This window comes from Micromonospora sp. NPDC050784, from assembly GCF_044456765.1.
Classification (GTDB): Bacteria; Actinomycetota; Actinomycetes; order Mycobacteriales; family Micromonosporaceae; genus Micromonospora; species Micromonospora foliorum.
This window is the reverse complement of sequence record NZ_JBITGG010000001.1, coordinates 197105-223487: the sequence shown is the minus strand read 5'-3', so window position 1 is coordinate 223487 and position 26383 is coordinate 197105. Positions and strand designations below refer to the sequence as shown.

Here is a 26383-nt window from a genome sequence, read left to right as displayed (position 1 = left end):
CAAACGGCGCGCGGTGGGGCCTGGTGGCCGGGGGAGCTGCGTCAGAGGTAGAGGCCGGTCGAGTCGTTCTCGATCCGCTCGGCGGCCACGGCGTGCACGTCCCGCTCCCGCAGCAGCACGTAACCGCGGCCGTGCAGCTCGACCTCGGAGCGGTCGTCCGGGTCGAAGAGCACCCGGTCGCCGGAGACGATGGCGCGGACGTTCGGGCCCACCCCGACCGCGGTGGCCCAGGCGAGGCGCTTGCCGACCGCGGCGGTCGCCGGAATGACGATGCCGGCGGTGGAGCGGCGTTCGCCCTCGCTGCCCTCCATCCGCACCAGCACACGGTCGTGCAGCAGGCGGATCGGCAGGCCGGCGTCGAGATCGTTGTCGGCGGTCACGCCGCAGACGCTACCGTGTCGCCGACGGTGGCCTGCCGGTGGTTACGCCGGAGGTGGTCGGGGCATTGTGTGGCGGAACCGCCCTACGGTGTCGGGAACGGACGTATGCTGTCCGACCTGTCGCCGTTGGCGGGCCGGGTTTTCTGCCAGGAGGTGCGCTTGAGCCGCTTCGAGCGGGTACGCGGGCGGCTTCGCCGCGCCTACCAGTCACGACAGGAGTCGGCGCGCGCCGACGAGGGCGCGTCGAGTGAAGCCCTGAACGACGGGTCGGACTCGGCCCGGGTGGCGTCGCCGGCCGTGCCGGGGCCGACCGCGCCGCCGAGCGCCACGGTCTACGGCGCGGAAGCTCCGGTGGACCTGCACAGCTCCACCACCAGCCGGGACGACGCCGACGTTCCGCACGGGCTGCGGATCGCCGCCGCGTGGTGTTGGCGGCTGATCGTGATCGGCGTGGTGGCCTGGGCGCTGCTGCGGATCGTCGGCACGATCAAGATCGTGATCATTCCGCTGGCCATCGCGCTGCTGCTCTCCGCGCTGCTCGCACCGGCGGTGGGCTGGCTGCTGCGGGTCCGGTTCCCCCGGTCGCTGGCGACGGCGGTGGTGCTGGTCGGCGGCCTGGCCGCGGTGATCGGCACGCTGACGCTGGTGGTCAACGAGTTCATTCGTGGCGTACCGGAGCTGAGCGAGAAGTCGTCGGAGGGCGTCCGGCAGATCCAGAACTGGCTGAAGACCGGGCCGCTGCACCTCTCCGACACCCAACTCGACCGCTACATCGACGAGGCGCAGGCCTGGATCAACGACAACACCTCGAAGTTCACCAGCGGCGCGCTGAGCACCGCCGCGACACTGGCCGAGGTGCTGACCGGCACGCTGCTGGTGCTTTTCGCGACGTTCTTCTTCCTGCGCGACGGCAACCGGATCTGGCGCTTCCTGGTCCGGCTGCTGCCGGTGGCCGCCCGGTGGAAGGTCGACGACGCCGGCCGCGCCTCCTGGCACACGCTCGGCGCCTACGTCCGGGCGACCGTGCTGGTCGCCTTCATCGACGCGGTCGGCATCGGCATCTTCCTCGTCGTCTTCGACATCCCGTTCGCCTTCCCGCTGGCCGCGCTGGTCTTCCTCGGCGCGTTCATCCCGATCGTCGGTGCGGCGCTCTCCGGTGGCGTGGCGGTGCTGGTGGCCCTCGTCGACAGCGGCCCGGTCACCGCGTTGATCATCCTCGGAGCGGTGATCGGCGTGCAGCAGATCGAGGGGCACGTGCTCCAACCGCTGATCATGGGTCGGGCGGTCGCCCTCCACCCGCTCGCGGTGATCATCGGCATCGCCGCCGGTGTCGTACTCGCCGGCATCACCGGCGCCCTGGTCTCCGTGCCGCTGATCGCGGTGCTGAACACCGCCGTCCGCCGGCTCGCCGCCCGAAGGGTCCCGGACACCCCACCCGACGCCGTCGTCGTCGCCTCCCAGGCCCCCTAGACCAGCCCGGCCCGCGGCACCCCGGCCCGGGGCTCTCGCCCCCCGCGCGTCCCGCCGCCTTCAAGATCACGCACGATCCTGGAAAGAGTGGCCTCCCGCCAGCGGGAGACCACTCTTTCCATGTTGTAGCGCGATCTTGGGCTTGCCCATTCGGCGGCTCGCCTGCGGCGCGGGGGTCAGGACTTGGCCAGGCGTTCCAGGGCGCCCCGGGCCACCTCGGGGCGGGTCGTATACCAGAACGGGGGCAGCGAACGGCGCAGGAACGGCCCGTAGCCGCGGGCCGTCTCCAACCGGGAGTCGAGCACCGCGACCACGCCCCGGTCGCCGGTCGCCCGGATCAGCCGGCCCACGCCCTGAGCCAGCCGGACCGCCGCGATCGGCACGCTGACCGCCGCGAAGCCGGAGCCGCCGCCCGCGTCCACGGCCGCCGCGCGGGCAGCCGCCAACGGTTCGTCCGGCCGGGGGAAGGGCAGCCGGTCGATGACGACGAGCTGGCAGGCGTCACCCGGCACATCCACCCCCTGCCAGAGCGACATCACCCCGAACAGGCAACTGGCGCGCTCCTCGCGGAAGCGACGCACCAGCAGCGGCAGCGCCTCCTCGCCCTGGAGCAACACCGGCAGGTCGGTCCGCGCGCGCAACAGCTCCGCCGCCTGCTGCGCGGCCCGCCGGGAGGAGAACAGCCCGAGAGTACGACCACCGAGTGCCTCGACCAGCCCGAGCAGCTCCTCTCCGGCAGCCTCGGGCAGCCCGGAGACGCTGGGGCGGGGAAGGTGCGCGGCGACGTACAGGATGCCCTGCCGGGCGTAGTCGAACGGCGAACCGACGTCGAGTGACCGCCACCCGGGGCCCTCGGTGGCCGGTACGACGGCGTTCGGGGTGACCTCGCCGGCGAGGCGACGGCCCGGCGTCTCGGCGGCCGGCCGACCGGGGCCGGTGCGGGCAGCCAGCGCGGCCGCGGCGGGGGTCGGCGGGGCGGGCGGTGGCGCGTCCAGCCCGAGGGCGCGGGCGACCGTGTCGAACCGGCCGCCCAGCGCCAGGGTCGCCGAGGTGGCGACGACGGTGCGTTCGTCGTACAGGTGGGTGGCGAGGGTGCCGGCCACCGACAGCGGGGCGACGACCAGTGCCCGGCGGCTGCCGCTGTCGTTCTTCTCCACCCAGGCCACGTCGTGGTCGGCCTCTTCCAGCAGCCGCTGCGCGGTGGTGGAGAGCTCGTCCAGGGCGGCCTTGGCCTGCTGCTTGCGGACCGGGTCGGGGTCGTCGGCCTTGATGTCGCCGATCGCGTCCAGGGCGGAGCGGGTCGCCGCGTCGAGCAGCGTGCATGCCTCCCGCAGCGGCGTCGGCAACCCCGCGGTTATCCGCCCGGCCGGCGCCTCGGCCAGCCCGACCGCGAGGGCGTCGCCGGCGGCGGTGAGCGCCTCGGCGGTCTCCGGGCGCAGCAGCGTACGGGCGCGCCGGGTGGTCCGGTCGATCAGCTCCGGCACCAGCTCCGCCTGGGCCGCGGAGGAGACCCGATCGGCCAACTCGTGCGCCTCGTCGACGATGAGCAGCTTGTGTGGCGGCACGATGTGCCGGTCGGCGAGCATGTCGACCGCGAGCAGACTGTGGTTGGTCACCACGATGTCGGCCTCCCGGGCGCGGGCCCGCGACGCCTCGGCGAAGCACTCCTGCCCGAACGGGCAACGGGTCGCGCCGACGCACTCGCGGGCCGGCATCGACACCAGCCGCCAGGCCTGGTCGTCGACGCCCGGATCCAGTTCGTCGCGGTCGCCGGTGGCGGTCTTCTCGGCCCAGTCCCGCAGCCGCTCGACCTGCTTACCCAACCGGCCCGCCTCACCGAGCCACTTCGTCCCGCCGCCGGGACGCGCCGCGGGAGCGTCGAAGAGGGTGTCCTCCGGCTCCTCCTCGGTGGAGTTGTCCAGTCGGGCGAGGCAGAGGTAGTGGTGGCGGCCCTTGAGCACGGCGAAGGTGGGCCGACGGCCGAGCACCGGCTCGACCGCGTCGGCGAGCCGGGGCAGGTCGTGGTCGACAAGCTGGGACTGCAACGCCAGGGTGGCGGTGGAGACCACCACCGGGCCGTCCACGGTGAGCGCCGGCGCCAGGTAGGCAAGCGACTTGCCGGTGCCGGTGCCCGCCTGCACGAGCAGATGCTCGCCGCCGGCCACGCACTCCTCGATCGCCGTGGTCATCTGCAACTGGCCGGGGCGTTCCGCGCCGCCGGGCACCGCGCCCACCGCCGCCGCCAGCAGCTCCGTGCCACTGGGCCGGGCACCCCGCCGCCGGCCCTTGGCACGGGCCGACGGGGTGGCGGAACCGGTGGCGGTGCGGGGCGGAGTCACCGTGCGACGGTACCCGGCGCCGCCGACACCGACCGCGCCCATCCGCCGCGTGGCGCGATGCCGACCAAGCCGGGGTCGCGGCCGACCCCGTCCGGTTACGGCCGCGCTACGACGCGTTGGGCTGTATCGGTTAGGGTGCGAATCATGCCGAGCGACATGGTCCGCGTGATCTACCGCAAGTACGACGGCAGCGCCCACCGCGACTACCCGGCCCGCCGGCTCACCGAGGACGATCTCGGCATCTGGCTCGGCGTGCCCGAGGGCACCGAGTCGGTCTACCACGGCCGGCCCTCGGTGGAGAAAATCCCGTTCGTGCTGCTGGTGCCACATCGTGCCTGGTGGACGGCCATGTTCAACCCCCCGCCCCGCACCAGCGAGGTCTACTGCGACATCACCACCCCGGCCCGCTGGGAGTCCGACGACACGGTCCACCTGATCGACCTGGACCTGGACGTCGTCCGGCGTCGGGCCACCGGCCTGGTAGAGCTGCTCGACGAGGACGAGTTCGCCGAGCACCGGGCCCGGTTCGGCTACCCGGACGACGTGGTGGCCGAAGCCGAGGCCGCGGCACAACGGCTGTTCGGGGCCCTGGGCGACGGCACCGAGCCGTTCGCCACCGCGTACCGCAAGTGGTTGGCCCTGGTGGTCTGACGCCGCCCGCCCGGTCGGGCCGGCTCACCAGCGCGGTGGCCAGCCGTCGTCGGCGTCGAGCGGCGGCAGGTCGGTCAGTTTCTCCGGGTTGAGTTGGTTGTAGATGGCGGTGATCCGGCCCCGGTCCACCGCGAACGCGGTGACCAGGCGGACCGGCCGCCCGTCGCTGTGCGCCGTCTCCAACTGGAGACCGAGCGCGCCGTCGACGAGCACGAGCCGCGCCAGGACCCGGTCGGCGTACCGGCCGGTCCGGCCGAACAGGCCGAGCGTGAGGCGACCCACGGCGTCCGCGCCGAGCACCGGCCGACGGGCCGCGGGGAAGTGCCCGCCCGAGTCGCCGACGAAGACCACGTCCGGAGCGAGCACCTGGAGGAGCTGGTCCAGGTCGCCGGACTCGGTGGCGGCGACGAACGCCTTGAGCACCCGGCGCTGCTCGGCCGGGCCGGCGGTGTGTCGGGGTACGTCCGGCGCGGTGACCGCCCGTCGCGCCCGGGAGGCGAGCTGCCGGGCGGCCACCTCGGTGGTGCCGAGCACCCCCGCGACCCGGGCGAACGGCAGCGCGAACACGTCGTGCAGCACGAGTGCGACCCGTTGCTCGGGCGCGAGCCGCTCCAGCACCACCAGCAGTGCCATGCCGACCTCATCGGTGCGGACCGCCCGTTCCGCCGGGTCGGGCGCGTAGCCGTCGGCCGGCGGCCGACCCCCCAACGGGCTCACCACCGGCTCCGGCAGCCACTGCCCGGGGTACGCCTCCCGGCGGACCCGAGCCGAGCGGAGCACGTCCAGGCAGATCCGGGCGCAGGCCGTGGTGAGCCACGCGGACAGGTCACGGATCTCGGCGCGGGCCGCCGGGTCGGCCAGCGCCCCGGCGTAGCGCAGCCAGGTCTCCTGCACCGCGTCCTCCGCCTCACTGCGGCTGCCCAGCATCCGGAGGGCCACCGCGAGCAGTCGGCCCCGCTCGGCCTCGAACTCCGTCGCCAGTTCCCGCACGACCCACCACCCCTTCCGGTCGGCGTCCCGGCCTACATCCTCCCGCCGAGCGGGGGCGCCGGCTGCCCCGCAACGGCCCGACGGGCCGACGCTTTCGGCGGGCGGAGGTCGGCGGGCGCCGGTCGGCGGGCCCTGGCCCCGGCGGCGGCTCTCGGCGGGCGGAAAGGCGGTGGGTGGGCGATGATCCGTGCATGAGCGCACCCCAGCAAGGGCGGATCGTGGCACCGGACGGCGGCTCCGTGCGGGACCTGCTGCGGGTCACCGCGCCGGTGGATCTCGGCGCGATCGACCCGAGGTCCATGCCCGGCCTGCCGGAGGCGGCGGGCCGCAGCGAGCACCGTAAGACCTGGGCGCGGGAGCAGGTGGAGCTGGTCGGCGAGGAGCTGGGCCGGCAGCAGGAGATGCTCTTCGCGATGGCCAAAACCGGGTCGGAGCGGCCGGCGCACCGGGTGCTGCTGGTGCTCCAGGCCATGGACTGCGGCGGCAAGGACGGCACGATCAAGCGGGTGGCCGGCGCCATGAACCCGCTGGGCCTGCACATCCGCTCGTTCGGGCCGCCGACCAGCGAGGAACTGCGACACGACTTCCTCTGGCGGATCCGCCGTGAGCTGCCGCCGCCGGGGTACGTGGGGATGTTCAACCGTTCGCACTACGAGGACGTGTTGATCGCCCGGGTCGGCTCCCTGGTGCCGGAGACGACCTGGCGAGCCCGCTACGACGAGATCAACTCGTTCGAGCGGGAGCTGACCGAGGACGGCGTCACCCTGATCAAGGTCATGCTGCACATCTCGTACGCCGAGCAGGGCGAGCGCCTGCTGGACCGGCTCACCGACCCCCGCAAGCACTGGAAGTACAACCCCTCGGACATCGACTCGCGCGGGCACTGGGACGACTACCAGGCCGCGTACGCCGAGGCTCTGAGCCGGTGCGGCACGGACGCCGCGCCCTGGTTCGTGGTGCCGGCGGACCGCAAGTGGTACCGCGACTGGACGGTGGCCCACCTGTTGCGTGAGACGTTCGACACGCTCGATCTGGGGTATCCGGCTGCCGATTTCGACGTGGAGCGGGAGCGGAAGCGCCTGTTGGCTGGGGGCGCGGGTGCGGGTGGGGCAGCCGAGATGAACGGCAGGTGAACGAGCGGTGAATGGTGCTTGGCCAGGGGTGGGCCGGCGAATTCCCCGTTCAGCCGTTTCCTAGCATTCACCGAGCGGGCGCTCTCGGGCGCCGCCACCCTTCCACCGACGCGACGAGGTCTGTGCTGTGAAGTTTTCCTTCCGCCCCACCGAGGGCGCCTTCTACGAGCTCTTCACCAGGGCCGCGCAGAACCTGGTCCGGGGCACCGCGCTGCTCAACGAGCTGGCCCTGCCCGGCGTGGACGTGCAGTCCGTCAGCGAGCGGCTGACCGAGGTCGAGCACGACAGCGACCAGATCACCCACGACCTGTACAAGAAGATCAACTCGACCTTCATCACCCCGTTCGACCGGGAGGACATCTACCGGCTCGGCTCGCTGCTGGACGACGTGATGGACCACCTGGAAGCGGTCGGCGACCTGCTGTACCTCTACGGGCTGACCGAGCTTCCGGCGCTTCCCCGCGAGCTGCACGAGATGGTCAACGTGCTCGACCAGCAGGCCAAGCTGACCGCCGACGCGATGCCCCGGCTCAAGTCGATGAAGGATCTCGAGGACTACTGGATCGAGTGCAACCGGCTGGAGAACGAGGGCGACCGGATCAACCGGCAGCTGCTCGTCCGGCTCTTCTCCGGTGAGTACGACGCGTTGACGGTGCTGAAGATGAAGGAGGTCGCCGACGAGTTGGAGGCCGCCTGCGACGCCTTCGAGCACGTGGCCAACACCGTCGAGACCATCGCCGTCAAGGAGTCCTGAGCCGGTGTCCCCTGAACTCATCGCCGTGCTGGCGGTGATCGCGGTGGCCTTGGCGTTCGACTACACCAACGGCTTCCACGACGCCGCCAACGCGATCGCCACAAGCGTCTCCACCCGGGCGCTGACACCCCGGATCGCCCTCGGGCTCGCCGCGGTCGGCAACTTCGTCGGCGCCCACTTCGGCGCGGGCGTGGCCAAGACCGTCGGCGACGGTCTGGTCACCCTCCCGACCGGGGTGAACAGCCTCGGGGTGGTCTTCGCCGGGGTGCTCGGGGCGATCGCCTGGAACCTGATCACCTGGTACTTCGGTCTGCCCTCGTCGTCCTCGCACGCGCTCTTCGGCGGCCTGGTCGGCGCGACCCTGCTCTCCACCGGCGGCATCGTGCAGTGGGGCAACATCGGCGAGAAGGTGCTGCTGCCGATGGTGCTGTCGCCGATCGTCGGCCTCACCCTCGGTTACCTGCTGATGTTGGCCATCCTGTGGCTGTTCCGGAAGGGGCAGCCGGGCAAGCTCAACCGGGGCTTCCGCTGGGCGCAGACCGCCTCGGCCGCCGCCATGTCGGTCGGCCACGGCATGCAGGACGCCGCCAAGACCATGGGCATCGTGGTGCTGGCGCTCTACACCGGTGGTTTCCAGGAGAGCAAGACGCACATCCCGGGGTGGGTGTTCTGGACCTCGGCGACGATGCTGGCCCTCGGCACGTACGCCGGCGGTTGGCGGATCATCCGGACCCTCGGTCGCAAGATCATTGACCTGGGGCCGCCGGAGGGCTTCGCCGCCGAGACCGTCGCCAGCGCGGTGCTCTACTTCAACGCCCTGGTGCTGAAGGCACCGATCTCCACCACCCACACCATCACCTCGGCGATCATGGGTGTGGGCGCGACCAAGCGACTCTCCGCGGTTCGCTGGAACGTGGCCGGCAACATCGTGCTCGCCTGGATCATCACGTTCCCGGCCGCCGCGCTGATCGCCTGCGTCACGTACCTGCTGGTCCGGCCGCTCTTCGGCTGAGTTTCTGGAAGGGCCCCCGGTCACGGTCTCGCCGTGGCAGGGGGCCCTTCCCGTGTTCAGACGTACCGCACGCCGATCTGCTCGCGGACCGTGTCCAGCAGGGTCATCACCTCGAGGGTCGTGGCGTGCGGCACCGCCGGGCTCTCGGTCAGGCCAGCGGCCAGGCAGCGCTGCACCTCGATCGCCTCGTACTGGTAGCCGTTGCCGGCCCCGTCGGCGACGATCGTCTCCGGCTCCGCGCCGGCCCGGTGCAGGGTCACCGAACCCGGCCGGAAGAACGGCTCCGGCAGGTCGATCCGGCCGGTGGTGCCCGTTATCGAGGCGGTCTGCCCGCTCAACCCGACCATGCCGCAGCTCAGCGTCGCCAGCGCGCCGCTGTCGTAGCCGAACAGCATGCCGGTGTTCTCGTCCGTACCCTCGGGGCCGAGCTGTGCCCAGGACCGGACGTGCTGCGGCACCCCGAGCAGCAAATGGGCCAGACTGATCGGGTAGATCCCCAGGTCGAGCAGGGCACCCCCGCCCAGCGCCGCGTTGCGCATCCGATGCTCCGGCGGGAACGGCCCGGCCACCCCGAAGTCGGCCCGGACGCCGGTCACCGTGCCGATCGCCCCGTCCGCGATCAGCTCGACCACCCGCAGGATCAGCGGATTCAGCCGCATCCACATGGCCTCCATCAGGAAGACTCCGGCGGCGCGGGCAGTCTCCACCAACTCGGTGCTGGTGGCCAGGTCGAGGGTGAACGGCTTCTCCAACAGCACCGCCCGCCCGGCGGTGAGGCAGGTCATCGCCGCCTCGTAGTGCGCGGAATGCGGGGTCGCCACGTAGATCGCGTCCACCTCCGGGTCGGCGGCCAACTCCACCCAGGAGCCGTAGGCGCGCTTCGCGCCGTACGTGTCGGCGAAGCGCTGCGCGCTCTCCGCGGCGCGGGAACCGACCGCGACCAACTCGGCGTCCGGCACCAGCCGGAGGTCTTCGGCGAAACGGCTGGCGATGTGGCCGGTGGCCAGGATGCCCCAACGAGTCATGCCGGAACGCTAGCCGAGCCAGGTGAACCGCCCGCTGCTGCCCGCCGTGCGTTGCCCGGCTCGCGCGTTGCCCGGCCATGTTTTCCGCCCCGACGCCACCCGACCGAGTCGACCGCTTCGTGGCTTGGCGCGCGGATGGCGAGCGCGCCGCCGGGAACTAGGCTCGCGGCATGACGATCGACAGTGACGGCTTCGCCGCCCCGGCCGCCCTGGTCGAGCACGCCCGCCGGTTCCAGGCCGAGGGTGGCACCCCGGCGACGCCGCGGGTCGCGGCCACCGTGTTGCTGCTGCGTCCGACCGACACCGACTTCGAGGTGTACGTCATCCGCCGGGTCGCCGCGATGACCTTCGGCGGGATGTACGCCTTCCCCGGAGGTGGGGTGGACCGCTCCGACTCCGAGGCGCACCTGGACTGGGCCGGCCCGACGCCTGGCGAGTGGGCGGACCGGCTCGGCGTGGCCCCGCAGGCCGCGCAGGCGGTGGTCTGCGCCGCCGCGCGGGAGGTCTTCGAGGAGGCCGGCGTGCTGCTGGCCGGCCCGAACCGGGAGACCGTGGTGGGCGACGTCAGCGGTGACGACTGGGAGGCGGCCCGGCAGGACCTGGAGGGGCGCCGGCTGGGCTTCGCGGCGCTGCTCGCCGACCGTCAGCTCACCCTTCGATCGGACCTGCTGCTGCCGTGGAGCCGGTGGATCACGCCCGAGTTCGAGCCGCGCCGCTTCGACACGTACTTCTTCATCGCTCTTCTGCCGGCGGGCCAGCGGACCCGCGACGTCTCCGGCGAGGCCGACCACACCCTGTGGATCCGGCCGGCGGACGCGCTGGCCCGCGCGCGGGCCGGCGAGCTGACCATGCTGCCACCGACCCTGGTCACGCTGGCCCAGGTGGCGGCGGCCGGCGACCTGGCCGGGGTGGCTCGGGCGGCGACCGACCGGGACGCCGCCACCCCGGTCACCCCGCGCCTGGACCTGCCCCCGGACGGCGAACCCCGCTTCGTCCTGGGCTGACCGCTGCCCGCGCCAACGCCCGAACCCGCCGAGGTCGCGCCGCCACTGGCCGCCCTCGCCGCAAGATCGTGCTCGATCCAGGAAATAGTGGTGTGGTCGCGCGGAGGAGGCCACTACTTCCATGTTTCAGCGCGATCTTGGGGATGGGCCGGGCCGCGAATCGCTCCGGGTACGCAGAAGGGGCGCCGGTCAGGTTGACCGACGCCCCTCGCGGACCGGGAGCCAGCGGCTCAGCCGAAGCGGCCGGTGATGTAGTCCTCGGTCTTCTTCACGCTCGGGTTGCTGAAGATCTTCTGGGTGTTGTCGTACTCGATCAGCCGGCCCGGGTCGCCGGTCTTCTCGATCGAGAAGAAGGCGGTCCGGTCCGACACCCGCGCGGCCTGCTGCATGTTGTGCGTCACGATGATGATCGTGAACTTGTCCTTGAGCTGGAACATCAGGTCCTCGATCGCCAGGGTGGAGATCGGGTCCAGGGCCGAGCACGGCTCGTCCATCAGGACGACCTGCGGCTCGACCGCGATGGTCCGGGCGATACAGAGCCGCTGCTGCTGACCGCCGGAGAGGCCCGCGCCGGGCTTGCCCAGCCGGTCCTTGACCTCGCCCCACAGGTTCGCGGCGCGCAGGGCCTTCTCGGCCGCGTCCTCCAGGATCGACTTCTTGCGGACCCCGTTGAGCTTCAGCCCGGCCACCACGTTCTCGAAGATGCTCATGGTGGGGAACGGGTTCGGCCGCTGGAAGACCATGCCGATGGTGCGCCGGACCGCGGTGACGTCCACGTCCCGGTCGTAGATGTCCTGGTCGTCGATGGTCAGGCTGCCCTCGACCCGGGCACCCGGCAGCACCTCGTGCATCCGGTTGATCGACCGCAGGAATGTCGACTTGCCGCAGCCCGACGGCCCGATGAGGGCGGTGACCGTCTTCGGCTCGACCGTCAGGTTGATGTTCTCGATCGCCTTGAAGCCGCCGTAGTACGCGGTGACGTTCGAGGCGGAGACGCGCTTGGCCATGGTGGTACCTCCGGGGTTCATCGGCTGAGCCTGTTGCGACGGGCCAGCAGCTTCGCCGCGATCGTCAGGATGAGCACGAGGGCGACCAGGGTGAGTGCCGCGGTCCACGCCCGTGCCGGGGCGTACTTCGACGCGTCACCGGCCTGCTGGTAGACGAAGAGGGACAGCGACGACTGGTTGTTCTCGAACGGGTTGGTGTTGATCGCGGCGCCACCGCCGGCGACCAGCAGCACCGGCGCGGTCTCGCCGGCCGCGCGGGCGATGGCGAGCATGACGCCGGTGACGATGCCGGGCAGCGCCGTCGGCAGCACGACCCGCAGGATGGTCTTCCACTTGGGTACGCCGAGCGCGTACGCGCCCTCGCGCAGTGGCGCCGGTACGAGGCGGAGCATCTCCTCGGTGGACCGGACGATGGTGGGCAGCATGAGCACGCTCAGCGCGAGCGCGGCGGCGAAGCCGGAGAAGCTGGGCCGACCGTCGTTGAACCACGGCGACACGATCAGCACCCAGAACGCCAGCACGAAGAGGCCGGAGACGATCGACGGGATGCCGGTCATCACGTCCACGAAGAACCGGATCGCGAAGGCGAACTTGCCCCGCCCGTACTCGACGATGTAGATCGCGCAGAGGACGCCGAGCGGGACGGTGATCAGGGTGGCGATGCCGACCTGCTCCAGCGTGCCGACGATCGCGTGGTACGCGCCGCCGTTGGCGTCCCGGGCCCCGATGTTGTTCATCGAGGTCTGGAAGAAGTTGACGTCCAGCCGGTCGGTGCCCTTGCTGACAAGCGTCCAGACCACCGACACGAGCGGCAGAACCGCCAGCACGAAGGCGGAGTGGATCAGTGCGCTCCAGGTGCGGTTGCGGGCCGATCGGCGCCCCTCGACCGCGTTGGCGGCGGCGAAGAGCCCGACCAGGTAGAGGATCGCGCCGAGGACGACCACGAGGACCGGGCCGCCGATGCCGGTGCCGTAGACGACCACGGCGGAGAGCGCCAGGGCCGCCACGGCGATGGCCGGGGCGGCGTACCAGGGCAGCCGCTTGGCCCGCAGTGAGTCGGGCTGGGCCGGCGGCCGGGTGCGGTGGGAGGTGACGGTTGTGGTCATGCGGCCGACTCCGTGAACTCCCGGCGGCGGTAGATGATCGCCCGCGCCGTGATGTTGACGATCAGCGTGATGGTGAACAGCACCAGACCGGAGGCGATGAGCGCGCCCCGGCCGGTCTCGTTCGCCTCGCCGAACGCGTTGGCGATGTTGGCGGCGATGGTGTTGCCGCCGTTCTGGATCAGGTTGAACGAGATGCCGAAGGTGATGCCGAGGGTCAGCGCCAGGGCGATGGTCTCGCCGAGCGCCCGGCCGAGGCCGAGCATCATCGCGGCGATGATGCCGGGACGGCCGTAGGGGAGTACCGCGGTGCGGAGCATCTCCCAGCGGGTGGCGCCCAGGGCGAGGGCGGCCTCCTCGTTCGCGGTGGGAGTCTGGAGGAACACCTCGCGGGAGAGCGAGGTGATGATCGGCAGCACCATGATCGCGAGCACCAGGGCGCCCAGCATGACGGAGGCGCCGAAGGGGCCGTCGCCGCCGAAGAGCGGGATCCAGCCGAAGTGCTGGTTCAGCCAGACGGAGAAGTCCCGCACCGGGCTGCTGAAGACGTCCCGCCCCCAGAGGCCGAAGACCACGCTCGGTACGGCGGCCAGCAGGTCGACCAGGAAGCCGAGCGCGGTGCCCAGCCGGCGCGGCGCGTAGTGCGACAGGTAGAGCGCGATGCCGAGCGCCACCGGCACCGCGATGAGCAGCGCGAGCGCCGAGCTGAGCACGGTGCCGAAGGCGAGCGCGCCGATGCCGAACTTCGGCTGGGTGTCGTTGGGGGACCAGCCCTCGTAGGACCAGAAGTTCTCGGTGTTGGCGCGTAGGGCCGGCACCGCCTTGGCGACCAGGAAGATCGCGATGGCGGCGATGATGACCAGAACGGCGGTGCCGGCGGCCAGTGTGAGACCGCGGAAGGCCCGCTCGGCGCCGAACCTACGGCTGCGCGGCAGCGCGCCGCCGCCGCCCAGCCCGGTGCCGCCCGGGGAACGGGTGCTGACTGGTGCCTCGGCCACACGCGCCGAGGCACCGGCGGGCCACTCGTGACTCTGGGTCACGCGCGTCCCGCCGGTGCCGGCGTCGGCCGAGCGGTGAGGGGTTTCACCCATCTGCTCGCTCGATTCGGTTGCGGAGGTGTGGAATCGGGTCAGGAGAGGTTCTTGACCGCGGTCTCGACCTTGGTGCGGACCGTCTCCGGCAGCGGGGCGTAGCCCAGCTCGGTGAGAGAGGCCTGGCCCTCGGCGCTGGCGGCGTGGCCCAGCAGGCCCTTGACCAGCTTCAGCTTGTCGGCGGCGAGGCCCTTGCTGCAGACGATCTCGTACGTCGCCAGGACGATCGGGTAGGCCCCGGCCTCCTTGGTGTTGTAGTCGATCTTCAGCTTGAGGTCGTCGCCCTGACCCTCGACGGCAGCACCGGCGATGGTCTTGCCGGCCGCCTCGGCGGTCAGCGCGGCGAACTCGCCGTTACCGTTGCCGATCTTCGACATCTTCAGACCGGCGTTCTCGGCGAACGACCACTCCATGTAGCCGATGGAGCCGTCCGCGCCCTTGACCCGGCTGGCCACGCCGTCCGAGCCCTTGGCACCGGTGCCGCCCGGGGCCTTCCAGGCCTTGGCGTTGCCCAGGGTCCAGTCGGTCTCGGCGGTCTTCGAGAGGTACTTGGTGAAGTTGTCGGTGGTGCCCGACTCGTCCGAACGGTGGACGGTCTGGATCGTGGTCGCCGGGAGCTTGGCGTCCGGGTTGTCGGCCTTGATCGTGGCGTCGTCCCACTTGGTGACCTTGCCGGCGAAGATCTTCGCCAGGGTGGCCGGCTTGAGCTGGAGGTTGTCCACGCCGCTGACGTTGTAGGCGACGGCCACCGGGCCGATCACCATCGGCAGGTGGATGGCCTTGCCGCCGACGCACTTGGCGTCCGCCTGCGGCTGCTCCTCCGGCTTGAGCGCGGAGTCGGAACCGGCGAAGTCGGCGGTCCCGGCGATGAACGCCTGGATGCCGGCGCCCGAGCCGGAAGCCTCGTAGTTGATCGTGGTGCCCTGGCACTGCTGCTGGTACGCCTTGATCCACTCGGCCATGGCGTTCTTCTGTGCCGACGAGCCCTGGGCGTTCAGCGTGCCGGTAGCGCAGTCGACCGCGGCGGCCGAGCCCGAAGCACTCGCGCCGGAGGCGGGCTCGTTGTTGTCCGAGCCGCATGCACTGAGGCCGAGCGTCGCGGCAAGAGCGAGGCAGGCAATAGTGCCGTACCGCTGGAGCTTCACCTGAGGGGTTTCCCTTCGCGTCTGACTTGGCGCCCCGATCCCGGGGCCCGAGGACCGGCACTGACCGGCTGACACGAAAGTTAGAAGTGCCAGGTAGCCGGTTCGCCGGTCGCAAGTGAACGCAAGGTGAACACGTACGGCCCCCGAGGTGACCGCTTGCTGAGGGTGAGTTGTCCGTTAAGTGAACCCGGGTACACCTGTCGGAAGTATGCGTATATTTCCGGTTCGTCGTTATCCCGCCGACGCCCGGCCGTTACCCACCGGTGACCCGGCCGGGGCGACGGCCGACGGTCAGCCCAGGTGGTAGTTGATGTGCGCGGACCAGCGGGCGAAGCCCAACCGCTCGTAGAGCGCGACAGCCCCCGTGTTCGAGTCGTCCACGTAGAGCATCACCCGGTCCAGGCCGCGCTTGTCTCGCAGGTGGGCCAGCCCGGCGGTGGTCAGGGCCCGGCCGAGCCCGCCGCCGTGCGCGGTCGGCTCCACCCCCAGGACGTACACCTCGCCGATCCGGGCCGACCCCGGCCGCTCGTGCACCTTTGTCCAGTGGAAACCGAGCAGCCGACCGGTCGCGGTCTCCTCGGCGAGCAGGAAGCCCTCGGGGTCGAACCACGGCTCGGCGAGGCGGACCCGCAGGTCGTCCGACGTCCACCGGCCCTGCTCGGGGTGCTCGGCAAAGGCCCGCGCGTTGAGGGCCAGCCAGGCCGTGTCGTCCGCCCCGGGGCGGAACGCGCGCAGCGCCACCCCGTCGGGCAGGCGCGGCTCGCCCAGCGGCGCGGCCAACGGCCGGCGCAACTGCCAGAGCACCCGGGCGCGGGTGAAGCCGAGGTCGACGGCGAGCGCGGCGGCCGACGGGTGGTCGCCGTGCGCCCAGGCCCGCAGTGGCCCGGTGGCCGAGGCGAGTACGCCCCGGGCGAGCGCCCGCCCGGTGCCCCGTCGCCGGTAGACGGGGTGCACCACCAGTTCGACCCCGATCCCGCCGACCGGGTCGGTGGTGTCCAGGTGCGCGTACCCGGTGAGGGTGCCGTCGTCGGCGCGGGCGATCAGGTGCACGGCGGGGGCGTCGGGGTCGCGCAGCCGAAGCAGGACGTGTTCGTCGAGCGGGTCCGCTCCGTCCGTGTCACCCGCGGTGCTGGCGAGGGCCAGCACCTCGGCGATCTCCGCCGGCGCCAGTCGGTCGCTCCGGGTCACCTGGTCGCTGGTCGGCTCCGCGCTGCTCATTCCGCCACCGTATCCGTTGCGTGTCGTGACGCCCGGACCGTCGCCGTAAAGCCGAGGCTCACGTCGGTTCGGCGGGGAGTGCCTCCAGCTCGAACCGGGCGGTCAGGTCGGGCAGGATCCGGCGCAGCGCCTCCACCGTGCCCTCTCGGTCCCCACCGGCGTCGTGCAGCAGCACCACCGAGCCCGGTTGGGCCTGGCTCAGCACCGTCGCGGTGATCTTGCTGGCACCGGGCAGCTCCCAGTCCGACGGATCCACCGACCAGTGCAGCGGGGTCATGCCGAGTTGCCGCGCCACCGACACCACCGGGTACGTCCAGGCCCCGCCGGGCTGTCGGTACCAGACGATCGGGGCGTTCGGCACCGCCGCCCGGATCGCCGCGTTGGTGCGCAGGAGGTCGGCGCGGATGGCGTCGGCCGACCGGGCGCCCAGGCCGACGTCGTGGTGCCAGGAGTGGTTGCACAGGGTGTGCCCGGCGTCCACGATCGACTGGACCAGTTCGGGATGGTTCTGCGCGTTCTCGCCGACCACGCAGAACGTGGCGCGTACGTCGTATTCGTGCAGGAGGGCGAGGACCTGCGGGGTGTAGCGCGGGTCCGGCCCGTCGTCGAAGGTCAACGCAAGCCGCGGGGTGCCGGTGGTGGAGTGCGCGCCGAACAGGTTGTCGCCGCCGGCGTCCTGACCGGACCCGTCCTGGCCGGCTTCGGCCGGGCCGGTCCCGGTCGGGCTGGCGCTGGCGCTGGCGTTCGGGGCTCCGCCCGGCTCACCAACGCTGGGTTGGTCGGCGTAGTGCGGCCCGTCGGCGCTCGTGGTGACACCTGTGGAGTGCCGAGGCGTCTGGTCGGGGACGAGGCTGCGGCCCAGCACGTACGCGGAGCCGAGCAGCCCCGCCACCACCAGCGTCACGATCCCCGCGGCCCGCGCGGTGGAGCTGCCCCGCGTCACGACTTCCGCCCGGCTCGCCGGTCACGCCGGCCCGTCGCCCCCGTGGTCAGTGCACGCACCGTCGCCCCTTTCTCCGACAAACCCGGCAGTCAGAATAGAACCGCCAAGCTGCGCAAAAAGGGCATATGGGAAATCGTCCGGACCGGGTCCGTAGGTCAGACCGGCAGGGGCGCGTGCTCCGCCTCGGGAAGCGACCGCGACGGCGGGACGACGAACTTGTAGCCGACCTGGCGGACGGTGCCGATCATCGACTCGTACTCCGAGCCGAGCTTGGCGCGCAGTCGCCGGACGTGCACGTCCACGGTGCGGGTGCCGCCGAAGTAGTCGTAGCCCCAGACCTCGCGCAGGAGCTGGTCCCGGGTGAACACCCGGCCCGGGTGTTGGGCCAGGAACTTCAACAGCTCGAACTCCTTGTAGGTGAGGTCGAGCGGGCGGCCCTTGAGCTTGGCCGCGTAAGTGTCCGGGTCGATGGTCAGCTCGCCGGCCCGGATCGAGCCACCCGCGCCAGCGGTCGCGTTGCTGAGCCGGCCGACCGCAAGCCGTAGCCGTGCCTCGACCTCGGCGGGGCCGGCCGAGGCGAGGATGACGTCGTCGACGCCCCAGTCGGCGTTGAGCGCGATCAGGCCGGCCTCGGTCACCACCGCGACCAGCGGCACGCCGAGCCCGGTGGCGTGCAACATTCGACAGGTCGCCCGGGCCTCGCTCAACTCCGATCGGGCGTCCACCATGACGGCGTCCGGGCTGGGGCCCGCGACCAGGGTGCGAACGTCACGCGGCGCGGTGCGGACCGAGTGCGGCAGCAGGTCGAGTGCCGGCAGCACAGCCGACGGTTCCCCTGCGCGTGCGGTCACCAGCAGCAGGATCTCCACGATCACCTCCGTCCCGGCGGCGCGAGGCCGCACGCGACCAGTCGCACCCATCAAGGAGTGCGCTGAGAAATTGCGTGGTCCCGGCGTCGCTGACGGGCGGGTAACGCGTTGAGCGTAACCGATCGCCTCGGCCGCGCCGTCAGGCCATTTCCCGTTTGTCTATCTTGCCCCTGATCGTGGCACGGATTTTAACGTCGCTGAAACCCGTGACCACCGCGTCGGCCGGTCGGTCTGGCACGATCGGGTCGTGTTTCCCTCCACCTCGCCCGAGGCCGGCCGCGAATCGTGGCCCGCTGGGCCCCAACCGGGCCCGGCCGCCGCACCGACGCGCGGCCAGCCGCCCGCACCGCGTACCGGTCCGGCCACCACCGATGGCGATCACCGCGAACGGGGTGGGCCGCGCCGTGCCCGCCGCGCCGGCGAGCCGGCCCGCCGATCCGAGGACGAGATCGACGAGCCGGAAGAGGAGGTCATACCCCCGGTCGAGGTGCACCGCCAGCTGGCGCTGACCATCGCCGGCTTCGCCGCGCTGCTCGGTGTCGGCCTGGTGCTCGGCGCGCAGACGTCGGGCCCCGGTCACCGGCTGCCGTTCGCCTTCATCATCTTCGGCGTCCAACTGCTGTTCGTGCTCGCCTGGACGATGGCCATGCGCCCGCCCGCGCTGCTGGTGGTCGCCGGGATCAGCGCCGTGGTCGCGGCGCTTGCCGACATCGCCGCGGTGCAGACCGACGTCGCCGGCCTGGCGCCGCTGGGCTACCTGGCCGCTGGCGGTCTCCTCGCCGCGGTGCTCGGCCAGCTGGTTCGTCGGGTCGACCGGGTCCGGGTCACCGACTCCCTCGGGGCCACGCTGCTCATCGTGGTCGGGGTGGTGGCCTTCGCCACCCTGATCGTGCTCAGCCGGATCCCGGCCGGCACGCAGGCGATCACCGTCTGCCTGACCGCGAGCGGTGTGGCGCTCACCGTCGCCCGGCTCACCGACGCCGTGCTGCCCTGGCCCCGGCTCGCCCCGCAGGTGCCCCGGGGTGCCGCTGGCGTGGTGGCCGGCGCGATGGTCGGCACGTTGACCAGCGCCCTCCTCGGCAGCTACCTGGTGGCTCCCTTCACGCCGACCCGGGCCGCCGTGATCGGTCTGGTCGCGGCGGTCACCGCCGTCCTCTCCGACCTCGCCGTGGGGTACGCGGAGGCGGGCCGGCTGATGGCCGGTGAACCGCCCACGATGTGGGTGGCCCGGCACATGCAGGGTCCGCTCGGCGGCTTCGCCCTGGCTGCGCCAGCCGCGTACGCCATGTGCATGCTCTTCCTCTGAGTCACGGTTGAGCGCGGAGCCGGTCGGGTACCTACGGGTGCGCCGCCCTGCGGCGTTGGTACGAACGACCCGTCGCGGCGCGACGGGCGGAGACAGGAGGCGGCGTGGCGCAGGACTATCCGGTGGACGAGGCGCGACCCCGACGCCGTGGCCGCAAGCTGCTCATCGGGCTGTTCGTGCTGCTCCTGCTGCTGGCCGGGTTGCTGGTGGTCGCCGACCGGGTGGCGGTCGGGGTCGCCGAGCGGATGATCGCCGACCGCGTGCGTCAGGAGATCACCAAGCAGGGCGCCCAGTCCGCCGCGCCTGAGGTGGAGGTGGGCGGAACTCCGTTCCTCACCCAGGTGCTGGACGGCCGTTACCAGCGCATCACCATCAACCTGCGGGACGTGCAGGCCCCGGTCGAGGGCGACACCGTGCGGTTGCCGGTGCTCGACGTGGACGCCCGCAACGTGCGGGCCTCGCTGGACACCCTGCGCACCGGCCAGGGTGACGTCGTGGCGGACACCGTCAACGGCGCCGGCACGATCAGCTACGAGAGTCTGGCCGCGCTGCTGAACCGCCCGGGCCTCACCCTCGGTGAGCAGAACGGCAAGCTCACCGTCAAGGCTCCGGCCGACATCCTCGGTCAGAAGCTCACCATCAGCGGCACCGCCGACGTCACCGTCGCCGACAACGGCGCGGTCGCCCTGCGCTTCAACGACCTGGACGCCGCGGGTCTGCCGAACCTGCCGCTGGCCCGTGCCTTCCTGAGCAACTACGCCAAGAGCATCTCCATCGATGTGCCCCTTCCGGACCTGCCGTTCCAGTTGGCGGTCCGAGAGGTCCGTCCACTGCCGGAAGGGCTGGCGGTCACCGCCGACGCCAAGAACGTGCCGATCAACTCCGCTGGCTGACGCCGGAGGCGCGGTGGGACGCCGAAATCCTCGGCGGCCCCGGCGATTCCCGGATGGTGGTCGGCTGAGTGGCAGCACGGTCACTGGCTGGTATGGTTCCTGGCCATGGGGACCCACCTCACCAAACGGCGCGCGGTCGACCTGTGCCGCGTGGCCACCTGCCTGTGTCGCCCCGTCATCTGACGGCGGGGCTGTCTCCGGCCGCCTGACGGCGGCCACCGGCACAGGGTTCTCGCACCCTCCGGTTATCCCACCGAACGCCCGGCAGCGGCGCCGTCGCACGAACCCGTGATCCCGTCCTTCCGCTGGGTCCCGCGCGTGGTGCGACTGATACAACCATCGATTCGCGCGCGTTGGCTCACCATCCATCCTCACCAGGGAGTGATTCGATGAGTCGCGACACCGCACTCGTTTCGGCCGAGTGGGCCGAGAAGAACCTCGACGCCCCGGGCGTCGTCTTCGTCGAGGTCGACGAGGACACCTCGGCCTACGACACCGGCCACATCGCCGGCGCCATCAAGATTGACTGGAAGACCGACCTCCAGGACCAGGTCCGCCGGGACTTCGTCAACAAGACGCAGTTCGAGGCGTTGCTCTCCGAGCGGGGCATCAGCAACGACGACACCGTCATCCTGTACGGCGGCAACAACAACTGGTTCGCCGCCTACGCCTACTGGTACTTCAAGCTCTACGGCCACCGTGACGTGAAGTTGCTCGACGGCGGCCGCAAGAAGTGGGAGCTGGACGCCCGCCCGCTCGTCACCGACGCGGTGTCCCGCCCGGCGACCCAGTACGTCGCGCAGGAGCCGGACACCTCCATCCGGGCCTTCCGCGACGAGGTCGTCGCCGCGATCGGCACGAAGAACCTGGTCGACGTGCGCAGCCCCGACGAGTTCGCCGGTCGCCTGCTCGCCCCCGCCCACCTGCCGCAGGAGCAGGCGCAGCGGGCCGGGCACATCCCCACCGCGATCAGCGTGCCGTGGTCCAAGGCGGCCAACGAGGACGGCACCTTCCGGTCCGACGACGAGCTGCGCAAGATCTACGGTGACGCGGGGCTCGACGACGGCAAGGAGACCATCGCGTACTGCCGGATCGGTGAGCGCTCGTCGCACACCTGGTTCGTGCTCCAGGAGCTGCTGGGTCACCGCAACGTCAAGAACTACGACGGCTCCTGGACCGAGTACGGCTCGCTGGTCGGTGTGCCGGTCGCGCTCGGCGACGAACCCGGGGAGGCCTGATCATGACTCTCCCCACCGCCGCAAGTTGCGCCGCACCGGACCAGGCCGCGCCGCTGCCGGCCAGCCTGGACCTGGAGAAGGAAACCGTCATCACCGGCATCGTCCGTTCCTCCGAGGCCGAGCCGGTGCCGGGCGCGTACGTCCGGCTGCTCGACTCGACTGGTGAGTTCACCGCCGAGGTGGTCACCTCGGCCGCCGGGCAGTTCCGGTTCTTCGCCGCGCCGGGTTCCTGGACGCTGCGGGCGTTGTCCCGGCACGGCAACGGCGACACCGCGGTCACTGCCGGCCGAGGTGTCAACGAGGTTGCCGTCACCGTCGCCTGACCCACTGCTCTGATCGACCGGGGCCGGTCACCCTCCCGGGGTGGCTGGCCCCGGTCGTTCCCCCGCAGCCGCACGCCGGGGCGGGTGCCGAAATCCATCGGCATACGTCAGTATCTACGGGTGGAATTCAGGGATGAAGGTGGCGGGTCCGACGAAGCGGTTCCCATCGTCCTTTGTGTGGGCACCGACGTGTCGATGCGGGAGCGGGTGCTGGGCCAACTCGGCGGGCTCGCCCCGGTGCTCAGCTGCGCCGACCTGACCGAGCTGCGTGAGCTGCTGTCGTCGCCGACGGCCCCGGCGTCGGTCAATCCCACAGCCCTTCCGCCCACCGAGGCGCAGGGCCTGGTGGAGTGGGGTGAGCTGGCCGTCGACCGGGCCGGCCACCGGATCACCTGGCGCGGCGACCCGCTCCCGCTGACCCCCACCGAACGGGAACTGCTCGCCCTGCTCATGGGCCCGCCGCTGGTGGTGTGGAGCTACGAACAGCTCTGCGCCTCCGCGCTGGATGGCGCGGACACCCCCGCTCTGCAGTCCACGATCAAACGGCTGCGCCGCAGGTTGCGGGGGCTGCCGGGCGGACCGCAGCTGCACACCGTGCGAGGGGTCGGCTACCGACTCGACCCGCCGGCCCGGCTGAACGACCACTGACCCGCCGTCGTCCCGTCCCGCCGACCGCCTCCGCCGCCGGACCTGCGGCGGGCGCGTGACACCATGGCCGGGTGAGCGGTGCTGTGCAGACGGGTTGGGGCTCCTCGGCCGGCCCCGCCGCGCCGGCACCGGCCCGGCCGCGGCGACGTTGGCTGCTGGCCGTGACCGTGGCGTGGGCCGTGTTGCTGGCCGGGCTCACCTGGATGTCGGTGCGGGACGACCCGCCGACGGTGCGGGAACAACGTTCCCTCGATCAGGCCGGCCCGGTGGTCGACCGGGCGATCGGCGAGTTGGCCCACGCGGCCGGTGTGGCCGGTCTGCTGGAGCTGGGTCCGGCGCGGATCGCGTCCGGCTGCCGGGTCACCCCGTTCGAGGACGGGGCGAGGCTGCGGCGCGAGGTCGGGGTGCTCGCGGCCACCGGTGACGAGCGGGCCGTGCTGGCCGGCATCGCCGAGCGGCTGCCGGCGACCTGGCGGGCCGGGGTCGGGCCCGGGGTGGACGGCCCCGAGCTGCGCGCCGACGCCGGAGAGTTCGTGGCCGTCGAGGGACGGCCGACCGTCGACGGCCGGGTGCGACTGGTCGTCGACACCGGTTGCCGGCCGATCGGCGCCGGCTACACGCCGGCCCCGGCCACCGCTGCCGGCCCGGAGACCGCCGCGCTGAGCGCCGCGCTGCGGGCGCTCGACCGGCCGGGTGACGCCACGCCGGAGCTGGTCACCGCGCCCTGCCCGGGCGGCGCGCTCGCCCGCACCGCCTGGTCCGCGAACGGTCCCGGCCCGGCGGCCTCGACGGCCGCACTCGCCCCGCTGGCCGGCAACGCCCCACTGCTGGACCAACCCCCTGTGTACGCGTACCGCAGCGGTGCCGTCACGGTGCTGGCCGAGATCAGCCCGGACGCCACCCGACTGGCCGCCACCGTCGGCTGCCCGGGCTGAGCCGGGCCATTCGCTCGGGTCAGCCGTCGCCCGGCTCATCGTCCGGGCCACGGCTGCGGCCCAACGCGTCGACCATGCCCCACCGGCCGGGGATGTCCAGCAGCTCGACCCGGCCCATCCCGGGTGGCACGGCCGGGTCGATGATCAGGTGCTCGCCCTGCGGCTCCAACCCGAGCATCACCCGCAGCAGCAGCAGTGGGGTGCCGGTCGACCAGGCCTGCGGGCTGCACGCGGTCGGGTACTCCACCGGGTAGTCGGTGAGGTCCCGGGCGTAGCCGGCGAACGCCTCCGGCAGCCGCCCCTGGAAGTACCGGGACGCCGCCAGCATCGTGTCGCAGAGCAACCCGGCCTCCTTCCGGAAGCCGTACCGCCACAACCCCCAGGCGATGATCGAGTTGTCGAATGGCCAGACCGTGCCCACGTGGTAGCCGATCGGGTTGTACCGTCCCTCGTCCACGGCGAGCGTCCGCACCCCCCAGCCGGAGAACAGGCGTGGACCGAGCAGGTGCTCGACCACCTTGCCGGCGCGTGACTCGTCCACGATGCCGCTCCACAGGAGGTGCCCGATGTTCGAGGTCAGCGCGTCCACCTGCCGGCCGTCGGCGTCCAGCGCGAGCGCGTAGTACTCGCGGTCGGGGATCCAGAAGTCGCGGTCGAACCGCCGTTTGAGGTCGGCGGCCTGTCGCTCCAGTTCGTCGGCGAAATCCGGGTCGTTCCAGAACGTCCGGGCCATTCGGGCGGCTCGGAGCTTCGCGTCGTACGCGTAGCCCTGCAACTCGCAGGTGGCCCGGGGGAAGCCGGGCAGTTTGCCGTCGGCGTACGAGATGGCGTCCCAGGAGTCCTTCCAACACTGGTTCTGCAGACCGGTCTCCGGATTGCGGGTCTGGTACCAGAGGTAACCGGTGCCGAGCAGGTCACCGTAGGTGTCGATCCACTCCAACGCCGCGCGGACCTGCGGCTCCAGCCGGCGGACGAGTGCGGCGTCACCGGTCCACCGCTCGTACTCGTCGATCAGGATGATGAACAGGGGCGTCGAGTCGGCCGACCCGTAGTACGGCGAGTGCGGCTGCTCCTCGAAGCCGGCGGTCTCGCCGTACCGCAGCTCGTGAAGGATCTTGCCCGGTTCCTCGTCCCGGAAGTCGTCCACCCGCTGCCCCTGTAGTCCGGCCAGCATCAGGATCGTCGGCGGGACCAGCTCCGGCAGGAACGGCAACACCTGCAACGAGGTGATGATGCTGTCCCGGCCGAACAGGGTCATGAACCAGGGAAGCCCCGCGGCGATCAGCCGCACGCCCAGGGCGATCGACTCGTAGCGCAGTGCGGCCAGGTCGTTGAGGCTGCGCCGGTACGCCCCGGCCAGCGGCTCGCAGTCGCAGCCGAGCTTCGGCGCCCGGTCGATCAGCTCCTGCTGCTCGGCGCGGATGGCGTCCGCGCTGCGGCTGCCGCCGTACGGCAGGGTGGCCCTGATGTCCTCGCCACGGGCTCCGTAGACGACGCTGGACACGTGCAGCCGGGTAGCCCACCAGCCGTTGCTGGCTATCCGGACCTGGAAGGTCATCCCGGTGTCGTCGACCTGCGCCGGCGCGGTGGTGCTGACCACCATCTCCCGGTGGAACGCCTCCCGCCGGTAGGTCAGCCGCAGCTCGTTCTCGGCGACCGTGACGGTGGTCCGCCCCCGCTTCTGCCGAGAATTCTTGATCTCGAACAGATCGGCGAAGTCGGCCCCGATCTCGATCCGAACGGTGCACTCGACCTCCGCGCCGAGGTGGTTCAGCACGGTCAGCTCCTCCTCGAAGCTGCCCACGATCGCCCGGCTGCGGATCACCGACGCCTTGGCGTCCAGGTAGTGCGTGGGTTCGCCGGGGGCGAGGAAGAACTTGGTGCGGTACGACTCGGCGTCGTCGACGGAGAGGGCGTGCAGCCGTTTCCCGTCCAGGGTGAGCACCCAGGTGGACAGGAAGCGGGTGTCGAAGGAGAAGAGCCCGGTGGGGAAGTCGTAGGACGGTTCGATGTCCCCACGCCGGTCGCTGACCAGGAAGGTGTTGCCGTCCAGAATGCTGACGAGGTCCTTCACCTGAGTCGCCCGGCTGCTCGACGGGCCGTTTCCCGGGGGTCGCGGGTGCCGGGCGGGTTCGGGAAGAACCGGCGGAAGGCCAGGAAGAGCACCACGTTCCCGCTGAACGTGCTCTCGTTGCGCAGCACCGCCGCGACCCCCTGGGCCTCGCCGGTGATCAGTCGGTCGAAGAGGGCGGCGCTGCTGTACCAGATGGCGTCGGCCGGGCCCCGCCCACGACTGACCTCAACGCACCCGGGTCGCATCCGGACCAGCCAGTGTTCGGTCCGGTGGTCCTCGCCGAGGTCGATCTGGAGGGTGCCGTCGGCCAGGCCGCCCAGGACGTCGGGGGCGCGCGACGGCAGTGCTTCGAAGAACCTCTCCGCCGCCTCGGTCACATCCGAATCGTAGGCAGCCGTCCGAGATGTCGGGTCGGTATCGGCACTCCGCCCGGATCGACCCACCGCCTCGTGCGGTCAGTAGACGAGTGCCTGCGCGCCCTCGGCCAACGCCTCCTCGACGAAGACCGCGGCACCGGCGATCCGGACGCCGGGGAGTACGTCGTCCGGGCCGATCTCCCGTCGAGCCGCGCACTGCGTGCAGGCGGTCACCCGGCCGCTGGTGAGGATGACGTGCAACAACTCGGCGAGGGGTGCGGAGTGCGGCAGGTCGAACTGCTGGGCGCGACCGGGCAGCGCGAACCAGGTCGACTCACCGGTCAGCCAGAGCGAGACGTCCACCCCGGCCGCGACCGCCGTCGCGGCGACGGTGAATGCCTGCGCGCACCGCTCCGGGGCGTCCGCCCCCGCGGTGACCTTGACGACGAGAGAGCGGGCCATGGGCCCAGCATAGG

General features: G+C 71.8%; 27 protein-coding genes. 13 read left to right on the top strand and 14 right to left on the bottom strand.

Annotation, left to right across the window (positions count from 1 at the left end; all coding sequences use genetic code 11):
• Nucleotides 1-41: 41 nt before the first annotated feature.
• Complete coding sequence (locus ACIBD9_RS01050; protein ID WP_030327790.1) at nt 42-380, bottom strand: co-chaperone GroES; 339 nt, start codon at nt 378-380, stop codon at nt 42-44.
• Between the two features lie 105 nt (nt 381-485).
• Between ACIBD9_RS01050 and ACIBD9_RS01045 the strand changes: the two genes are divergently transcribed.
• Nucleotides 486-1850: an AI-2E family transporter gene (locus ACIBD9_RS01045; protein WP_396713379.1), complete on the top strand. Its 1365-nt coding sequence runs from the start codon at nt 486-488 to the stop codon at nt 1848-1850.
• Between the two features lie 176 nt (nt 1851-2026).
• Here the strand turns inward: ACIBD9_RS01045 and ACIBD9_RS01040 are convergent, their stop codons facing one another.
• A complete protein-coding gene (locus tag ACIBD9_RS01040; protein WP_396713377.1) occupies nt 2027-4231 on the bottom strand; it encodes an ATP-dependent DNA helicase in 2205 nt (734 codons plus the stop codon).
• Nucleotides 4232-4333: 102 nt separating this feature from the next.
• On the opposite strand from ACIBD9_RS01040, the gene ACIBD9_RS01035 reads away from it, so the two are divergent.
• Nucleotides 4334-4840 (top strand): DUF402 domain-containing protein, encoded by a 507-nt coding sequence (locus tag ACIBD9_RS01035; RefSeq protein WP_112674113.1) that lies wholly within the window; start codon nt 4334-4336, stop codon nt 4838-4840.
• A 24-nt stretch (nt 4841-4864) separates the two neighbouring features.
• On the opposite strand, the gene sigJ is transcribed toward ACIBD9_RS01035, so the two are convergent.
• The gene (gene sigJ / locus ACIBD9_RS01030) at nt 4865-5830 is read right to left on the bottom strand and encodes an RNA polymerase sigma factor SigJ (protein WP_396713375.1); all 966 of its coding nucleotides are present in this window, start codon (nt 5828-5830) and stop codon (nt 4865-4867) included.
• A 191-nt stretch (nt 5831-6021) separates the two neighbouring features.
• On the opposite strand from sigJ, the gene ACIBD9_RS01025 reads away from it, so the two are divergent.
• The 3 genes from ACIBD9_RS01025 to ACIBD9_RS01015 all read left to right on the top strand — a co-directional run bounded on the left by ACIBD9_RS01025 (nt 6022) and on the right by ACIBD9_RS01015 (nt 8729).
• Nucleotides 6022-6963 carry a PPK2 family polyphosphate kinase gene (locus ACIBD9_RS01025; RefSeq protein WP_396713373.1) on the top strand — a complete coding sequence of 314 codons (942 nt, stop codon included), beginning with the start codon at nt 6022-6024 and terminating at the stop codon, nt 6961-6963.
• A gap of 127 nt (nt 6964-7090) precedes the next feature.
• Entirely contained in the window at nt 7091-7717 is a 627-nt protein-coding gene (locus ACIBD9_RS01020; protein WP_053655020.1) for a DUF47 domain-containing protein, read from the top strand.
• A 4-nt stretch (nt 7718-7721) separates the two neighbouring features.
• On the top strand, nt 7722-8729 hold the full coding sequence (locus ACIBD9_RS01015) for an inorganic phosphate transporter (RefSeq protein ID WP_091402868.1): 1008 nt from the start codon (nt 7722-7724) through the stop codon (nt 8727-8729).
• A 56-nt stretch (nt 8730-8785) separates the two neighbouring features.
• Here ACIBD9_RS01015 and ACIBD9_RS01010 read toward each other — a convergent pair whose 3' ends face one another.
• Nucleotides 8786-9754, bottom strand: coding sequence for a Gfo/Idh/MocA family protein (locus tag ACIBD9_RS01010; protein WP_396713370.1), 969 nt, complete (start codon nt 9752-9754; stop codon nt 8786-8788).
• 170 nt (nt 9755-9924) lie between these two features.
• Here ACIBD9_RS01010 and ACIBD9_RS01005 point away from each other — a divergent pair, with 170 nt between their 5' ends.
• Entirely contained in the window at nt 9925-10758 is an 834-nt protein-coding gene (locus ACIBD9_RS01005; protein WP_396713368.1) for an NUDIX hydrolase, read from the top strand.
• A 230-nt stretch (nt 10759-10988) separates the two neighbouring features.
• Here ACIBD9_RS01005 and pstB read toward each other — a convergent pair whose 3' ends face one another.
• From pstB to ACIBD9_RS00970, 7 genes are all read right to left on the bottom strand, one after another.
• The gene (pstB, locus tag ACIBD9_RS01000) at nt 10989-11765 is read right to left on the bottom strand and encodes a phosphate ABC transporter ATP-binding protein PstB (protein WP_112584183.1); all 777 of its coding nucleotides are present in this window, start codon (nt 11763-11765) and stop codon (nt 10989-10991) included.
• Nucleotides 11766-11782: 17 nt separating this feature from the next.
• The gene (pstA, locus tag ACIBD9_RS00995; RefSeq protein WP_387174161.1) at nt 11783-12871 is read right to left on the bottom strand and encodes a phosphate ABC transporter permease PstA; all 1089 of its coding nucleotides are present in this window, start codon (nt 12869-12871) and stop codon (nt 11783-11785) included.
• Nucleotides 12868-13959 carry a phosphate ABC transporter permease subunit PstC gene (pstC, locus tag ACIBD9_RS00990; RefSeq protein ID WP_396713365.1) on the bottom strand — a complete coding sequence of 364 codons (1092 nt, stop codon included), beginning with the start codon at nt 13957-13959 and terminating at the stop codon, nt 12868-12870. Before pstC ends, pstA begins: the two co-directional genes overlap by 4 nt.
• 38 nt (nt 13960-13997) lie before the next feature.
• On the bottom strand, nt 13998-15104 hold the full coding sequence (pstS, locus tag ACIBD9_RS00985; protein ID WP_396713363.1) for a phosphate ABC transporter substrate-binding protein PstS: 1107 nt from the start codon (nt 15102-15104) through the stop codon (nt 13998-14000).
• A gap of 291 nt (nt 15105-15395) precedes the next feature.
• Nucleotides 15396-16322 (bottom strand): mycothiol synthase, encoded by a 927-nt coding sequence (mshD, locus tag ACIBD9_RS00980; RefSeq protein ID WP_396713361.1) that lies wholly within the window; start codon nt 16320-16322, stop codon nt 15396-15398.
• A 58-nt stretch (nt 16323-16380) separates the two neighbouring features.
• Nucleotides 16381-17265 (bottom strand): polysaccharide deacetylase family protein, encoded by an 885-nt coding sequence (locus tag ACIBD9_RS00975; RefSeq protein WP_396713359.1) that lies wholly within the window; start codon nt 17263-17265, stop codon nt 16381-16383.
• A 155-nt stretch (nt 17266-17420) separates the two neighbouring features.
• Nucleotides 17421-18140, bottom strand: a complete 720-nt coding sequence (locus tag ACIBD9_RS00970; protein ID WP_181518701.1) for a response regulator transcription factor — start codon at nt 18138-18140, stop codon at nt 17421-17423.
• A 241-nt stretch (nt 18141-18381) separates the two neighbouring features.
• Between ACIBD9_RS00970 and ACIBD9_RS00965 the strand changes: the two genes are divergently transcribed.
• The 7 genes from ACIBD9_RS00965 (at nt 18382) to ACIBD9_RS00935 (ending at nt 23477) form a co-directional block, all read left to right on the top strand.
• Nucleotides 18382-19440, top strand: a complete 1059-nt coding sequence (locus ACIBD9_RS00965; protein ID WP_396713357.1) for a hypothetical protein — start codon at nt 18382-18384, stop codon at nt 19438-19440.
• Nucleotides 19441-19544: 104 nt separating this feature from the next.
• Nucleotides 19545-20333, top strand: coding sequence for a DUF2993 domain-containing protein (locus tag ACIBD9_RS00960; protein WP_396713355.1), 789 nt, complete (start codon nt 19545-19547; stop codon nt 20331-20333).
• Nucleotides 20334-20438: 105 nt separating this feature from the next.
• A complete protein-coding gene (locus ACIBD9_RS00955; RefSeq protein WP_310503780.1) occupies nt 20439-20516 on the top strand; it encodes an Ms5788A family Cys-rich leader peptide in 78 nt (25 codons plus the stop codon).
• 206 nt (nt 20517-20722) lie between these two features.
• Nucleotides 20723-21571, top strand: coding sequence for a sulfurtransferase (locus tag ACIBD9_RS00950; RefSeq protein WP_238661998.1), 849 nt, complete (start codon nt 20723-20725; stop codon nt 21569-21571).
• A 2-nt stretch (nt 21572-21573) separates the two neighbouring features.
• Nucleotides 21574-21894: a DUF1416 domain-containing protein gene (locus ACIBD9_RS00945; protein WP_396713353.1), complete on the top strand. Its 321-nt coding sequence runs from the start codon at nt 21574-21576 to the stop codon at nt 21892-21894.
• 195 nt (nt 21895-22089) lie between these two features.
• The gene (locus ACIBD9_RS00940) at nt 22090-22542 is read left to right on the top strand and encodes a winged helix-turn-helix domain-containing protein (protein WP_396713810.1); all 453 of its coding nucleotides are present in this window, start codon (nt 22090-22092) and stop codon (nt 22540-22542) included.
• 167 nt (nt 22543-22709) lie between these two features.
• Nucleotides 22710-23477, top strand: a complete 768-nt coding sequence (locus ACIBD9_RS00935; protein ID WP_396713808.1) for a hypothetical protein — start codon at nt 22710-22712, stop codon at nt 23475-23477.
• Between the two features lie 19 nt (nt 23478-23496).
• Here the strand turns inward: ACIBD9_RS00935 and ACIBD9_RS00930 are convergent, their stop codons facing one another.
• The 3 genes from ACIBD9_RS00930 to ACIBD9_RS00920 all read right to left on the bottom strand — a co-directional run bounded on the left by ACIBD9_RS00930 (nt 23497) and on the right by ACIBD9_RS00920 (nt 26369).
• Nucleotides 23497-25551, bottom strand: coding sequence for a glycogen debranching N-terminal domain-containing protein (locus tag ACIBD9_RS00930; protein ID WP_396713351.1), 2055 nt, complete (start codon nt 25549-25551; stop codon nt 23497-23499).
• Nucleotides 25548-25928 carry an SCP2 sterol-binding domain-containing protein gene (locus ACIBD9_RS00925; protein WP_396713349.1) on the bottom strand — a complete coding sequence of 127 codons (381 nt, stop codon included), beginning with the start codon at nt 25926-25928 and terminating at the stop codon, nt 25548-25550. The genes ACIBD9_RS00930 and ACIBD9_RS00925 overlap by 4 nt, the downstream gene beginning before the upstream one ends.
• A 78-nt stretch (nt 25929-26006) precedes the next feature.
• Nucleotides 26007-26369, bottom strand: coding sequence for a DsrE family protein (locus ACIBD9_RS00920; RefSeq protein ID WP_387174179.1), 363 nt, complete (start codon nt 26367-26369; stop codon nt 26007-26009).
• Nucleotides 26370-26383: the final 14 nt, after the last annotated feature.